A 14284-nucleotide genomic window follows, 5' to 3' on the forward strand; every position below is an offset into this window, starting at 1 on the left:
GTCAATCCTGCACGGCAAAGATCCGGTAGCGGCGGGGTTGCAGGCTGATGATTTCGCCGGCCTGGAGTTCCCGGTCCCGGGGGGCGTCGATCTCGATCACGGTCTTGCCCTCCCCGCCCATCAAGGCGATCTCCGCCCGCTGGATCGGGCCGAACGAGCGGACATGGCGCACCGCGCCCTCCAGCGAGCCGGTTCCGGCGGGCCCGATCTGCATGTCGTGGCGACGGACGAACAGCTTTGAGGCGCCGGAGGCTGCACCATCGGCGGCGATATTAAGCGGCCGGCCGCCGAGCCGCACCGAGCCGCCTGAGACCTCGACCGGCAGCACGATGGATTCGCCGATGAAGCCGTGGACGAAGGCGGTCGCCGGATTGTCATAGACATCGCCGGGCGTGCCGATCTGCTCGATACGCCCCTTGTCCATCACCACCACGCGGTTGGCGACTTCCAGCGCCTCCTCCTGGTCGTGGGTGACGAAGATCGAGGTGACATGGATTTCGGAATGCAGCGAACGCAACCATTGCCGCAGCTCTTTCCGCACCTTCGCGTCGAGCGCGCCGAACGGCTCGTCGAGCAGGAGAATGCGCGGCTCGATCGCAAGCGCGCGGGCGAGCGCAATGCGCTGGCGCTGGCCGCCCGACAATTGGCTGGGATAGCGGTTTGCCAGCCAGTCGAGCTGCACCAGGTCGAGCAATTCCTTGACGCGGGCACGGATCGCGGCCTCGTCCTTGCGGACGGCGCGCGGCTGCACACGCAGGCCAAAGGCGACGTTCTCGAACACCGTCATATGGCGGAACAGCGCGTAGTGCTGGAACACGAATCCGACGTGGCGTTCGCTGGCGCCGTGTCCCAGCGCATCCTCGCCATCGATCCGCACCTCGCCTGCATCGGGCCAGTCGAGGCCTGCGATAATCCGCAGCAGCGTGGTCTTGCCCGACCCGGATGGGCCGAGCAGCGCCAGCAATTCGCCCTTGCCGACCTTCAAATCGACATTGTCGAGGGCTGCGAACGCGCTGAATTTCTTGACGATATTTTTGACTTCAATGGTCACTTGAATCGTTCCTTGGAATCTGTCCTTCGTCGTCCAGGCGCCGTTCGAGAACCGTTTTCACGACCAGCGTGATCAGGGCCAGCATCGCCAGGAGCGAGGCAATCGCAAACGAGGCTACGAATTGATATTCATTATAGAGGATCTCGACCAGTAGCGGCATGGTGTTGGTCTCGCCGCGGATATGGCCCGACACCACCGACACCGCGCCGAACTCGCCCATGGCGCGCGCATTGCACAGCAGTACGCCATACAACAGGCCCCATTTGATATTGGGCAGAGTGACGCGGAAGAAGGTCTGCAGGCCTGACGCTCCCAGCGAGATCGCGGCTTCCTCCTCCTGCGTGCCCTGCTCCTGCATCAGCGGGATCAGCGAGCGGGCCACAAACGGAAACGTCACGAAGATGGTCGCGAGCGCAATGCCGGGCACGGCGAACAGAATATGGATGTTGTGCGCCTGCAGCCAGGTGCCCCAATAGCCCTGCGCACCGAACAGCAGCACGAAGACGAGACCCGAAATGACCGGACTGACCGAGAACGGCAGGTCGATCAGCGTGACCAGGAAGGTCTTGCCGGGGAAATCGAACTTTGCGATCGCCCAGGCCGCGATCACTCCGAACAGCAAATTGAGACCGACCGAAATCGCCGCCACCATCAGGGTCAGCCGGATTGCCGACAGCGCCTCCGGCTCGGCCAGCGCGGCGAAATAGGCGCCAAAACCTTTCGACAAGGCCGATGCGAACACCACAACCAGCGGCAGCACGACAAAGATGGTGAGGAAGCTGACGGCAAGCGCGACGATGACGAAGCGGACCGGCCCCGGCTCTGTCCGAAAATCCTTGGGTGAAGCAATCGCCCGCGGACGCTCGCGCGCTTCTCGGCGCGACAGCGAGGAAACGGCCGCGCCCGCCGTTGACGCGTAGGGCTTTAGCGGCGCCACCGGAGTCACAAAGCTTGTCTGCGTCGACATCAGCAGGCCCTCAATGCGCGGGAATGCGGATTTGCGCCCAGCGTTGCAGGCGATTGACGGCTAAGATGATCACGAACGAAGCCAGCAGCATGATGACGGCAATCGCCGTCGCATCGGCGTAGCGGAATTCGGACAACCGGATCACGATCAGCAGTGGCGCGATCTCCGATACGTTCGGCAGATTGCCGGCGATGAAGATCACCGACCCGTACTCGCCGACCGCACGCGCGAACGCCAGCGCGAAGCCGGTCAGCAGCGCCGGAATCAGGCTCGGCAAGATCACCCGGAACACGGTGTGCCAGCGGTTGGCGCCGAGGCTTGCGGCCGCTTCCTCGATTTCCGGATCGAGATCGATCAGGACGGGCTGAACCGTCCGCACCACGAAGGGGATGCCGATAAAGACCATCGCGATAAAGATCCCGATCGGTGTGAACGCCACCTTGATGCCGAGTTCAGCCAGCGGCGCGCCGAGCCATCCCTTCTGTGCGAACAATTGCGTCAGCGCCACGCCCGCAACCGCGGTCGGCAGCGCAAAGGGAATGTCGACGATGGCATCGAAAATCCGCCGGCCAGGAAAGCGGTAGCGCACCAGCGCCCACACGATGATAGTACCCATCACCAGGTTGACGCAGGCTGCGGCAAAGGAGAGACCGAACGAAATCCTCAGCGCATTCAGCGTGCGGCGGCTGGTGAGAATTTCCCAGAACTGAGCGGGCGAAAGCTCGAGCGTCTTGAGGAACAGGCCGGCGAGCGGAATGAGGATGATAACGGAGAGCCACGTCAGCGTCAGGCCCATGGTCAGACCGAACCCGGGCAAGCTCGTGCGCCGTGCGACCGCTGTGCCCACAAATCCCCCGCTTCCGCTACGGCTGACGCTGGCCGGATCAGTTCTTGTAGATCTGGTCGAAAATGCCGCCTTCGCCGAAGTGATCTTTCTGCGCCTTGGTCCAACCACCAAAAACGTCGTCGATTGTGAAAAGTTCGACCTTGGCGAAGGATTTTTCATGCTCCTTCGCAATTTCCGCATCGCGCGGACGATAGGAATTGCGCGTGGCGATCTCCTGGCCCTCTTTGGTATACCAATACTTCAGATAGGCTTCGGCGACGGCTCGCGTGCCTTTTTTATCGGCAACCTTGTCGACGACAGAAATCGGCGGCTCGGCGAGAATCGACGACGGCGGCGCGACGATCTCGAATTTGCCCTTGCCGAATTCGCGCTGCGCCAGGAATGCCTCGTTCTCCCACGCCAGCAACACGTCGCCGACGTCGCGCTCGACGAAAGTTACGGTCGAGCCGCGCGCGCCGGTATCGAGCACCGGCACGTTTTTGAAGAGATCAGCGACGAACTTCTTCGCCTTGTCGGGGGAACCGAATTTCTTTTCGGCAAAGCCCCATGCGGCCAGGTAATTCCATCGTGCGCCGCCCGACGTCTTCGGGTTCGGCGTAATCACCTGCACGCCGGGCTTGATCAGATCGTCCCAATCCTTGATGGCTTTTGGGTTACCCTTGCGCACCAGGAATACGATCGTCGAAGTATACGGCGATGCATTTTGCGACAGGCGCTTCTGCCAATCCGGCGCCACCAGTCCCTTCGCAGCGATGGCGTCGATGTCATAGGCCAGCGCCAGCGTGACGACATCGGCCTGCAGCCCGTCGATTACCGCGCGCGCCTGCGAGCCCGAGCCGCCATGCGACTGCTTGATCTCGACGCTCTTGCCGTTCTCTTTCTGGTAGGCCGCCGCGAACGCCTTGTTGAAATCGGCGTACAGCTCGCGCGTCGGATCGTATGACACGTTGAGCAAGGTGTAGTCGGCAGCGAAGGCCGAACTCGCCCAGAGCAATCCGGCAACAAGCGGCAGAATGCGACGGATCATCGTTGATCTCCATTCGGCTTGACGAAGCATATCATCAACCACGAACGCATAAGTCGCGACGAAGGGCCCCTTAGTCAACGAAACCGCATTTCATTGTTTGCGGTTCCGCAGCTTCCTTGTCCTATGAAGTCCGGATTCTAGGAAGTTTTGGTCGTATGGATGCCGCATTCCGTCTTGGGCCTGCCGCGCCAACGGCCGGCGCGGGCGTCCTCGTCCGGCGCCGTCCGGCTCGAGCACGGCATGCACCCGACCGACAGATAACCGGAGGCGACCAGCGGATGCGGCGGCAGTTTGGCGAGCTCGTAGATCGCCTCGATCTCTTCGCGCGACACGTTGGCAAACGGATTGAATTTCAGCTTGTTGCCGTCGTCCTCGACAACGGGAATCTCAGCGCGCGCGCCGCCCTGAAAACGCTTGCGTCCGTTGATCCAGGCCGAGAACGGTTTGAGCGCCCGCGCCAGCGGCTCTACTTTACGGATACGGCAGCAGGCGTCGGGATCGGAAAACCATAATTCGCGATCGGGATCCTGGCGTGAGAGCGCTTCTGCCAGCGGCTTGATCGAGCGGACGTCGCGGAGGCCAAGCGCAGCAATCAGCGTATCGCGATAGGCGAGTGTCTCCTCGAACAGCCAACCTGTATCGAGGAAGATCACGGGAATCGCGGGATCGACGTCGGCCATCACCTTGAGCAGAGCCGCCGATTCCGTACCGAACGACGACACCAGCGCAAGCTGCTCGCGACCGACGGTCTTCAGCGCAGTTTCAATGACATGCGCCGGCGAAGCGTCGCGCAAGGTATGGTCGAGCGTCTGCGCCGAATGAAGGATCGCTGGACCCGCGGCGACCACCTGCTGTGAAATCGTGCTCACTGGCCGGCACTCTCCGAATGACGCAACTGCATCCGCCGATTGAGCGCTGTGACGCGGCCATCGCCGGTCGGCTGGTAGAACACCGAATAGCGCTTCATGGTCTCGGCGAAGGCATCGGCGTCGGCATCCTTCTTCACCTCGAACGCGTCGAAGCCGGCGCGCGACATGAACACGAACTGGTCGCGCAGCACCTGGCCGGTGGCGCGCAACTCGCCGTCGTAGCCATGCCGCTCGCGCAACAAGCGCGCCTGGCTGTAGGCACGGCCGTCACGGAAGGTCGGGAACACCAGCGCGACAGCGGCCAGGCGATCGAGATAGGGCACGAGGTCGTCGACGGCTCGGCTGTTCGGCCAGATCACGCCGGTTTTGCCGGCACGCTTGAGAATGGCTTCCGGATCTTCGAGGAACCGCGCTGACGAAATGAGGACCGCTCCGTCGCCCGGCAATTCGGCGCCGTCGGCAACATGGACGAACAGGTCGGTGGCGATTCTTCCGTTCTTAACGAGTGGCATAGACCCGCTCCTTGAATGGCTCGACGCCCAGACGCTTGACCGTATCGACGAACAGTTCTTCGGGACGGTCGCGCAGCGCGAGATAGGCTTCGACAATGTCTTCGATCACGTCGGCAACTTCCGCATAAGGGACGGCCGGGCCGATCAGCGCGCCCATCTGCGCGTTCTCGTCGGCGCGGCCGCCGATCGTGATCTGGTAAAACTCCTCGCCGTTCTTCTCGACGCCGAGGATGCCGATGTGGCCGACGTGGTGATGGCCGCACGCGTTGATGCAGCCGGAGATGTTGATGTGCAGCCGGCCGATCATGTCGGCGGTGTCGTGGTTGGCAAAACGCCGCGTCAATTCCTGTGCGATCGGAATCGAGCGCGCATTGGCGAGCGAGCAGTAATCGAGCCCCGGGCAGGCGATGATATCGGTGACCAGATTGACGTTCGGCGTGGCGAGCCCGAGACGGTCGAGCGCCTTCCACAACTGCGGCAGGTCGCGCTTGGCAACATGCGGCAACGCCAGGTTCTGCTCGTGGCCGACGCGGATTTCGCCGAAGGAGTATTTGTCGGCGAGATCGGCGATCGCGTCCATCTGGTCGGCGGTGGCATCGCCGGGTGGGCCGCCCACCGGCTTCAGCGACAGCGTCACGATCGAATAGCCCTGCACCTTGTGCGGGGCCACCGAGTTCTTGCGCCAGCGCTCGAACAGCGGATCATGCGCGGCCTGCTTCAGCTCGTCCGGCATGTGCGGAAGCTTCTCGTAAGCCGGATAGGAGAAGCGCGAACGCACCTCCTCGATGACGGAATGGTCGAGTGTCAGGGCGCCGTGGCCCATCTGCCTCCATTCCTCGTCGACCTCACGCGCGAACTTCTCGATGCCGAGCTCATGCACCAGGATCTTGATGCGCGCCTTGTAGATGTTGTCGCGGCGGCCATACTGGTTGTAGACGCGCAGGATCGCCTCGACATAGCTGAGAATGTCGCGGCCGGCTACGAACGGCTTGATGGTCTTGGCGATGAACGGCGTGCGGCCAAGGCCGCCGCCGACCAGCACCTCGAAACCGGTCTCGCCGTCGGCGTTCTTGTGCAGGCGCAAGCCGATGTCATGGATCTTGATCGCGGCACGGTCGTGCTCGGATGCGGTGATCGCGATCTTGAACTTGCGCGGCAGGAACGAGAATTCCGGATGCAGCGTGGTGTGCTGACGCAGAATCTCCGACCAGATGCGGGGATCCTCGACCTCGCCGGGCGCGACGCCCGCCCATTGGTCCGAGGTGACGTTGCGCATGTTATTGCCGGAGGTCTGCATCGCGTGGATACCGACCTCGGCAAGCTCGGCCAGCGCATCGGGCAACTCGGCAAGCTTGATCCAGTTGAACTGGATGTTCTGCCGCGTGGTGAAATGGCCGTAACCGCGATCGTAGCGGCGGGCAATGTGGGCGAGCCGGCGCAACTGCTTCGACGACAGCGTGCCATAGGGGATCGCGACGCGGAACATGTAGGCGTGCAATTGCAGGTACACGCCGTTCTGCAGCCGCAGCATCTTGAATTCGTCCTCGGTGAGTTCGCCCGAGAGGCGGCGCTTCACCTGATCGCGGAATTCCGAAACCCGCTCGTTGATGAGCGTGCGGTCGAGTTCGTCATATGCATACATGATGGATCAGCCTTTAGGCCGGAAGAAGGTCGATGGTGAGGCCCTTCGACCGGATGTGTTCACGAAGGTTGCCGGGCTCGACCACCCGGCCCTTGAGCTCGACGGGCGCGATATAGGCACCGACCGCGCCGACGTCATCGGCCGCGCTTTCGGCGAGCAACGCACGCGCATCATCCGAAGTGCTCACGATCGCAGCGTCGGACAGAGCGGTCGACCACCCATGTTGTGCGGTCCGGTAGACCACGGCGCCATCCCAGGTGCGATTGGCGGTCACGACCGACGGCCCCGTGATTCTGATTTTCTTTTGTTCGAGCGGAGAGGTCATTCGGCAGCATCCAATAGTTTTGAGATGACTTGATTGAGGTTGGACTGGCGCCACGGCGCGGAATGCGCGACGACGTCGCCGATGATGAGGATGGCGGGGCCGCCATCGATTTTTTCGACCAGCGCGGGAAGGTTTTCGAGCGTCCCGACCACGGCCTGCGCATCCGGCCGCGTCACCCGTGCGAACACGCCGACGGGCGTTTGCGGCAACCGGCCGGCAGCCAACAGGCCCGCGCGGACCGACGGCGCGGCGGTCATGCCCATATAGACCACGATGGTCATCTTCTTGTCTGTCAGCACCGACCAGTCGACGTTCTCGGCATCCTTTGCCTTGTGCGCGGTCAGGAAAGTGATGCGCAGCGCTTCATGCCGATAGGTCAGCGGCGCCTCGAACTGCGCGGCGGCGCCGAGGCCTGCGGTGATGCCCGGCACCACCGAATAGGCAACGCCGGCGGCGCGCAGCACTTCGATTTCCTCGCCGCCGCGGCCGAAGATGAAGGGGTCGCCGCCCTTCAGCCGCACCGCGCGCTGTCCAGATTTTGCAGCTTCAATCAGCAATTTGTTGATCGCGTCTTGGCCGATGCCGGGCTTGCCGACGCGACGGCCGACCGGAATGCGCGAAGCGTCGCGACGGATGCGGTCGAGAATTTCCGGCGAGACCAGCTCGTCGTAGAAAACCACGTCGGCATCCTGCAGCGCGCGCAACGCCTTGATGGTGAGCAGATCCGGATCGCCCGGCCCCGCGCCGACCAGCGTCACCCTGCCCTCGGCCTTGCCGTCCTTGCTCGCGCCAGCGAAGGCGGAGGGATCGGCGATTTCATTCAACGCGGTTTCCGCCTCGGCCTTGCGCCCGGCCAGAACCAGCGCACCGATCGGGCCGTCAATCACGCGCTCCCAAAAGCGGCGGCGCAGCGCAAATTCGGGAATGCGCGCATGGATCGATTTACGAAAGCTGCCGATGAAGCCGGCGAGATCGCCGATGCGCGCCGGCAGCACCGCTTCGATGCGCTCGCGCACGCGACGTGCGACCACTGGCGACGCGCCGCCGGTGCCGACGGCGACGACGACGTCGCCGCGATCGACGATCGCGGGAAAGATGAAAGTCGAGTGCGCGAGATCGTCCATCACGTTGACAGGCAGACCGACCGCCTTCGCGCGCACCGACATCGCAACGCCGACATCACCGGCGCCGGCGCAGAGTACCGCGATGACACCCGCAAGATCGGCCGTAAGCGGATCGCCGGTTGCGCGTTGGATCCGCGCGGCAGCGGCCGCATCGAGTCCCGAAACGTCATGGCTGCCGTCGGTCGCATACCAGCGAATGTCTGCACCGGCTGATGCCAGGAGGCGCAACTTCGCGCGCACGAGTTCGCCGGCTCCGACGAGCAGCACCACACCGCTTTGCAGATCGAGAAACACGGGCAGAAATCGCATGCGAAACTCGCTTCCCCCACTTCGGGGTTGACTGGAATTATTTTCTATATATGTCTCGTTCAACGCCCGCAAAGAGAAAATTATTTCTTCTCGATTGCGTCGCAACTATAGAATTTTCGCCCTCCAAGGCCAAGGCCCAGAGATGCATCTTCTCAATCCCGACTCTGCCAAAGACCGGTTGCGTGGCGCTGACCGCAAAAGCGGCGCCACCGTCGAACAAATTTTCGCCGATGGACGGCTGCCGCCGCCCTCGATGGATCATCTCGACGAGCTCGAGGCGCAGAGCATCTACATTCTGCGCGAGGCGTTTGCGCGGTTGAAAAAACTCGCGCTGCTGTGGTCGCTCGGAAAAGATTCCAACGTGATGATCTGGCTGGCGCGCAAGGCCTTCTTCGGCCGCGTGCCGTTTCCGGCGCTTCACGTCGATACCGGCAAGAAATTTCCCGAGATGTACGCCTTCCGCGATCGCTTCGGAAAAGAGTGGGATCTCGATCTGAAGGTCGAACCCTGCCCGTCGATCGATGCCGTCGATCCAACGCTACCGCCGGCCGCACGTTCGGCCGCCCGCAAGACCGAAGGGCTGAAGTGGGCCCTGACCAAATATGGCTTCGACGGATTGATTGCCGGCATCCGCCGCGATGAGGAGGCCACGCGCGCCAAGGAGCGCGTGTTCTCGCCGCGCGGACTCGAAGGCGGCTGGGACGTGCGCGACCAGCCCCCGGAGTTCTGGGATCAATTCAACGCATCAGTGCCGCAAGGCGCACATCTACGCGTCCACCCGATCCTGCATTGGACCGAGGCCGACATCTGGGCCTACACCAAGCGCGAAAACATTCCGATCATTCCGCTCTATCTCTCGAAGGACGGCAAGCGCTATCGCTCGCTGGGCGATCAGGACATCACCAATCCGGTGGCGTCGACCGCCTCCAGCATCGACGAGATCCTCGCCGAGCTCGACGGCACCAAGGTGCCGGAGCGCGCCGGCCGCGCGCTGGATCATGAAACCGAAGATGCTTTCGAGCGGCTGCGCGTCGCCGGCTATCTCTAACGGACATTTGCTGTGAGCGTTGCGATGAACATGATCCTGCCTGCCAGCGTTTCGGCAACACCGAACGGCACCACCCGCCCGCAAGTGCGCATCGTCATCGTCGGTCACGTCGATCACGGCAAATCCACGCTGGTCGGTCGCCTGCTGCACGAGACCGGCAGCCTGCCCGAAGGCAAGCTGGAGATGTTGCAAGCCGTCAGCGCACGGCGCGGCATGCCGTTCGAATGGTCGTTCCTGCTCGATGCGCTGCAGACCGAGCGCGACCAGGGCATCACCATCGACACCACGCAAATCCGCTTCCGCACCCGCTCGCGCGACGTCGTACTGATCGACGCGCCTGGCCATGCCGAATTCCTGCGCAACATGATCACCGGCGCCTCGCAGGCCGACGGTGCGGTGCTGATCATCGACGCGCTGGAAGGCGTGCGCGACCAGACCCGGCGGCACGGCTATCTGCTGCATCTGTTGGGCATCAAGCAGGTCGCGATCGTCGTCAACAAGATGGACCGCGTCGATTTCAGCGCGGATCGCTTCAAGGAGATCAGCGACGAAATTTCGGCGCATCTCATCGGCCTTGGCGTGACGCCCTCGGCCGTGATTCCGATTTCCGCACGCGACGGCGACGGCGTCGCCGAGCAGACGCCACGGATCGGCTGGTACCAGGGACCAACCGTCGTCAAAGCGCTTGACGCGCTCGAGCCGGCGCGGCCGCTGGAGCAACTGGCGCTGCGGCTGCCGGTGCAGGCGATCTACAAGTTCGACGACCGCCGCATTGTTGCGGGCCGCATCGAGTCCGGACATCTGAGTGCCGGCGATGAAATCGTCATCATGCCCGCCGGCAAGATCGCGAAGATCAAGACGGTGGAGAGCTGGCCGGTGACGCCGCTCAACGGCAGCCACGGCGCCGGCCGCTCGGTCGGCATCACGCTCGACCGCGAATTGTTCATCGAGCGCGGCGATGTCATCGCCCATGCGGGAGCTACCCCGCGCGACACACGGCGCATTCGCGCGCGCATTTTCTGGCTGCACGACAAGCCGCTGTCGAAAGGCGACCAGATCCTGATCCGCCTCGGCACGCGGGAAACCCGCGCCAGCGTGGTGGCGATCGAGAAGGCGGTCGATCCAGGTGAACTCTCCAACGAGGAGACCACGGCGATCGCGCGCAATCACGTCGGCGAAATCGACATCTCGCTGGCTCAGCCGATCGCGGCCGATCCCTATCAGGAAAATTCGCGCACCGGTCGGCTGGTAATCGAGGTCAATGGCCGCATCGCCGGCGGCGGCCTCGTGCTGTCGGTCGACGCCGGACAGCGCGCCGTTCCGATCGACATCGTGCCGGTGGAATCCGCATTGCGCCCGGAAGAGCGCTCGGCGCGCTACCGCCACAACGGCGCGGTGATCTGGCTGACCGGCTTGCCGGGTTCGGGCAAATCGACGCTGGCGCGCGCACTCGAGCGACGGCTGTTTTCGCGCGGCGGTTCGCCCATCCTGCTCGATGGCGACACGCTGCGCGCCGGCCTCAACGGCGATCTCGGCTTCTCGGCGCAGGACCGCACCGAGAACATCCGCCGGCTGGCGGAAGTTGCGACCCATCTGGCGCGCAACGGGCACATTGCCGTCGTCGCGGCGGTCTCGCCGTCGGCGGACGATCGCGCAGCCGCGCGACGCATCGCCGACGCTTCGTTCCGCGAGATCTACGTCGCGACGCCTGCCGAAGTCTGCGAGAGCCGCGATCCCAAAGGCCACTATGCTAAGGCGCGCGCGGGCACGCTGCAGGCTTTCACCGGCATCGGCAGCGACTACCAACCGCCCGTCCAGGCGGAGCTGCGCATCGACACCTCTGCGCGCTCGGTTTCGGACGCAACCGACGATATCGAGCGAATGCTGGCGGAGACCGGCATTCTGTTCGACGAACTCGTCGACCTGGCGGCGAACATCTAGGCTTTTTGGGGCCTTCTCATCGACCCGGCTTTAGGGCTAAAAGGGCGGCCAACGTCGCCCCTTTGGCGCGTTTTCTGCTGTTTTCGCCCGAAAACCAGCCAGCGAACGCCAGTTTTACCTGAGAAAGCCTGTCATGAATCGTGTCGATGCCCACGGATTGAAGATCGCCCCTGTCCTGTTCGACTTCATCGCCAAGGAGGCAACTCCCAAGACCGGGATTTCACCCGATGCATTCTGGGCCGGCGTCGCCGCCATCGTCAAAAAGCTCGGGCCGAAAAATCGCGAGCTGCTCGCCTTCCGCGACGCGCTGCAGGTCAAGATCGACGGCTGGCACCGCGCCAACAAGGGCAAGGCGTTCGACATGAACGCCTATACGGCGTTCCTGAAGGAGATCGGTTATCTCCTCCCCGAGCCGGCTACGCAGAAGGTCGAGACATCAGATGTCGACGAGGAGATCGGCAAGATCTGCGGACCGCAACTCGTCGTTCCCCTGACCAATGCCCGCTACGCGCTGAACGCGGCGAATGCGCGCTGGGGCTCACTGTATGACGCGTTCTATGGCACCGATGCGATTCCGCACGATCCGAGCGAGAGCGGCAAGGGCTATAACAAGGCACGCGGCGACAAGGTGATCGCCAAGGCCAAGGCGTTCCTCGATTCCGCCGTGCCGCTCGCGACCGGCAGCCACACCGATGTGACGTCGTACAGCGTGATCGCCGGCCAGCTTGCGGTGAAACTGAAGAGCGGCAACGCCACCGCGCTAAAATCCGCGTCGCAGTTCGCCGGCTACCAGGGCGACGCCGCTCAGCCTTCCGCGGTCCTGCTCGTCAACAATGGCATGCACGTCGAAGTGAAGATCGACCGCAATCATTCGATCGGCAAGGACGATCCGGCCGGTGTCGCCGACATGATTCTGGAATCGGCGGTTTCCACCATTCTCGACATGGAAGACTCGGTTGCCGCGGTCGACGCCGAAGACAAGGTGCTGGTCTATCGCAACACGCTCGGCCTGATGAACGGCACGCTTTCGGCCGACTTCGAAAAGGGTGGCAAGACGGTTCAACGATCTCTCAACCCTGACCGCGTCTACAAGACGCCCGACGGCAAGGAGCTGACGCTGCACGGTCGCAGCCTGCTGCTGATGCGTAACGTCGGCCATCACATGTTCACCGACGCCGTGCTCGACGAAAAGGGCGAGGAGATTCCAGAAGGACTTCTGGATGCTGCGGTCGCCGGTCTGCTTGCGATCCACGACCTCAAGGGCAATTCGAAAGTCAGGAATAGCCGCACCGGCTCGGTCTATATCGTCAAGCCGAAGATGCACGGCCCCGACGAAGTCGCGCTGACCTGTGAACTGTTCAGCGAGGTGGAAAAGCTGCTCGGACTGCCCGAGAACACCATGAAGGTCGGCATCATGGACGAGGAGCGCCGCACCACGGTGAACCTGAAGGCCTGCATCCAGAACGCCTCGAAGCGCATCTGCTTCATCAACACCGGCTTCCTCGACCGCACCGGCGACGAGATTCACACCTCGATGGAAGCGGGTCCGATGATCCGCAAGAACGACATGAAGGCGCAGCCCTGGATCAAGGCCTATGAGGACTGGAACGTCGACATGGGACTGATCGACGGCCTGCCCGGCCATGCCCAAATCGGCAAGGGCATGTGGGCGGCACCCGACAAGATGGCCGACATGCTCAGCCAGAAGCTCGGCCATCCACAGGCCGGCGCGACCACGGCGTGGGTGCCCTCGCCGACGGCGGCCACGCTGCACGCGCTGCATTATCACCAAGTCAACGTGATCGCGCGACAGGAAGAGCTCGCCAAGGGCGGCCAGCGCGCAAAACTCTCCGACATCCTCACCATTCCGGTTTCGCAGTCGAACTGGGCGCCCGATGATGTGAAGCAGGAGATCGACAACAACTGTCAGGGTATCCTCGGCTATGTCGTGCGCTGGATCGACCAGGGCGTCGGCTGCTCCAAGGTGCCCGACATCCATGACGTCGGCCTGATGGAAGACCGCGCGACGTTGCGGATTTCCAGCCAGCATCTGGCGAACTGGCTGGCGCATGGCGTCGTCAGCAAGGATCAGGTGATGGAATCGTTGAAGCGCATGGCAGTCGTAGTGGACAAGCAGAATGCCGGCGACCCGCTCTACAAGCCGATGGCACCTTCGTTCGACGGCGTTGCCTTCCAGGCCGCCTGCGATCTCGTCTTCAAGGGTCGCGAGCAGCCGAACGGCTACACCGAATACATCCTCACCGCGCGCCGCCGCGAGGCAAAGGCGGCAGGCTGAGCCCGCCGCGACACGTCACGATGCCGCATTGATTCTAGCGGAACGCCTGAGCTTTTTGTCCGTTGATCGCCATACCAACTGAGGAGGAGATGGCGATGGATTGGAACAGGGTTGAAGGCAACTGGAAACAGTTCAAGGGCTCCGCCAAGGAGAAGTGGGGCAAGCTTACCGATGACGATCTGAACGTCATCGAGGGCCGCCGCGAACAACTCGAAGGCAAGCTGCAGCAGCGCTACGGCTTCGCCAAGGACCAGATCCGCAAGGACGTGGACGACTGGTTCAGGACCTTGAAATAGGAACACGCTTTCGAGCGAAAAAGCCCCGCC

The 14284-nt window shown here is 63.0% G+C and carries 13 protein-coding genes; 4 read left to right on the forward strand and 9 right to left on the reverse strand.

Annotated elements, in window-relative coordinates; genetic code table 11:
• Position 1: 1 nt before the first annotated feature.
• The 9 genes from CQ13_RS00205 to cysG form a co-directional block, all read right to left on the reverse strand.
• Positions 2-1051 carry a sulfate/molybdate ABC transporter ATP-binding protein gene (locus CQ13_RS00205; RefSeq protein WP_057841025.1) on the reverse strand — a complete coding sequence of 350 codons (1050 nt, stop codon included), beginning with the start codon at positions 1049-1051 and terminating at the stop codon, positions 2-4.
• Positions 1041-2018, reverse strand: a complete 978-nt coding sequence (cysW, locus tag CQ13_RS00210) for a sulfate ABC transporter permease subunit CysW (RefSeq protein WP_082637245.1) — start codon at positions 2016-2018, stop codon at positions 1041-1043. Before cysW ends, CQ13_RS00205 begins: the two co-directional genes overlap by 11 nt.
• Before the next feature lie 10 nt (positions 2019-2028).
• Positions 2029-2835: a sulfate ABC transporter permease subunit CysT gene (gene cysT / locus CQ13_RS00215; RefSeq protein WP_082637246.1), complete on the reverse strand. Its 807-nt coding sequence runs from the start codon at positions 2833-2835 to the stop codon at positions 2029-2031.
• A gap of 67 nt (positions 2836-2902) precedes the next feature.
• Complete coding sequence (locus CQ13_RS00220; RefSeq protein ID WP_057841026.1) at positions 2903-3892, reverse strand: sulfate ABC transporter substrate-binding protein; 990 nt, start codon at positions 3890-3892, stop codon at positions 2903-2905.
• A gap of 137 nt (positions 3893-4029) precedes the next feature.
• Positions 4030-4752: a phosphoadenylyl-sulfate reductase gene (locus CQ13_RS00225; protein ID WP_430649644.1), complete on the reverse strand. Its 723-nt coding sequence runs from the start codon at positions 4750-4752 to the stop codon at positions 4030-4032.
• Between the two features lie 5 nt (positions 4753-4757).
• Positions 4758-5273, reverse strand: a complete 516-nt coding sequence (locus tag CQ13_RS00230) for a DUF934 domain-containing protein (protein WP_057841028.1) — start codon at positions 5271-5273, stop codon at positions 4758-4760.
• Positions 5260-6915 carry a nitrite/sulfite reductase gene (locus CQ13_RS00235; RefSeq protein ID WP_057841029.1) on the reverse strand — a complete coding sequence of 552 codons (1656 nt, stop codon included), beginning with the start codon at positions 6913-6915 and terminating at the stop codon, positions 5260-5262. Before CQ13_RS00235 ends, CQ13_RS00230 begins: the two co-directional genes overlap by 14 nt.
• Before the next feature lie 13 nt (positions 6916-6928).
• On the reverse strand, positions 6929-7240 hold the full coding sequence (locus CQ13_RS00240; protein ID WP_057841030.1) for a DUF2849 domain-containing protein: 312 nt from the start codon (positions 7238-7240) through the stop codon (positions 6929-6931).
• On the reverse strand, positions 7237-8673 hold the full coding sequence (cysG, locus tag CQ13_RS00245; RefSeq protein WP_057841031.1) for a siroheme synthase CysG: 1437 nt from the start codon (positions 8671-8673) through the stop codon (positions 7237-7239). Before cysG ends, CQ13_RS00240 begins: the two co-directional genes overlap by 4 nt.
• A 253-nt stretch (positions 8674-8926) precedes the next feature.
• Here cysG and cysD point away from each other — a divergent pair, with 253 nt between their 5' ends.
• The 4 genes from cysD to CQ13_RS00265 all read left to right on the forward strand — a co-directional run bounded on the left by cysD (position 8927) and on the right by CQ13_RS00265 (position 14254).
• A complete protein-coding gene (cysD, locus tag CQ13_RS00250; RefSeq protein ID WP_057841391.1) occupies positions 8927-9721 on the forward strand; it encodes a sulfate adenylyltransferase subunit CysD in 795 nt (264 codons plus the stop codon).
• 24 nt (positions 9722-9745) lie between these two features.
• Entirely contained in the window at positions 9746-11662 is a 1917-nt protein-coding gene (gene cysC / locus CQ13_RS00255) for an adenylyl-sulfate kinase (protein WP_057841032.1), read from the forward strand.
• A 133-nt stretch (positions 11663-11795) separates the two neighbouring features.
• Positions 11796-13958, forward strand: a complete 2163-nt coding sequence (locus CQ13_RS00260) for a malate synthase G (protein ID WP_057841033.1) — start codon at positions 11796-11798, stop codon at positions 13956-13958.
• Positions 13959-14053: 95 nt separating this feature from the next.
• Positions 14054-14254 (forward strand): CsbD family protein, encoded by a 201-nt coding sequence (locus CQ13_RS00265; protein ID WP_028349298.1) that lies wholly within the window; start codon positions 14054-14056, stop codon positions 14252-14254.
• The last annotated feature ends 30 nt before the right edge of the window (positions 14255-14284 follow it).

The sequence above is a fragment of the Bradyrhizobium retamae genome (assembly GCF_001440415.1).
Taxonomy (GTDB): Bacteria; Pseudomonadota; Alphaproteobacteria; order Rhizobiales; family Xanthobacteraceae; genus Bradyrhizobium; species Bradyrhizobium retamae.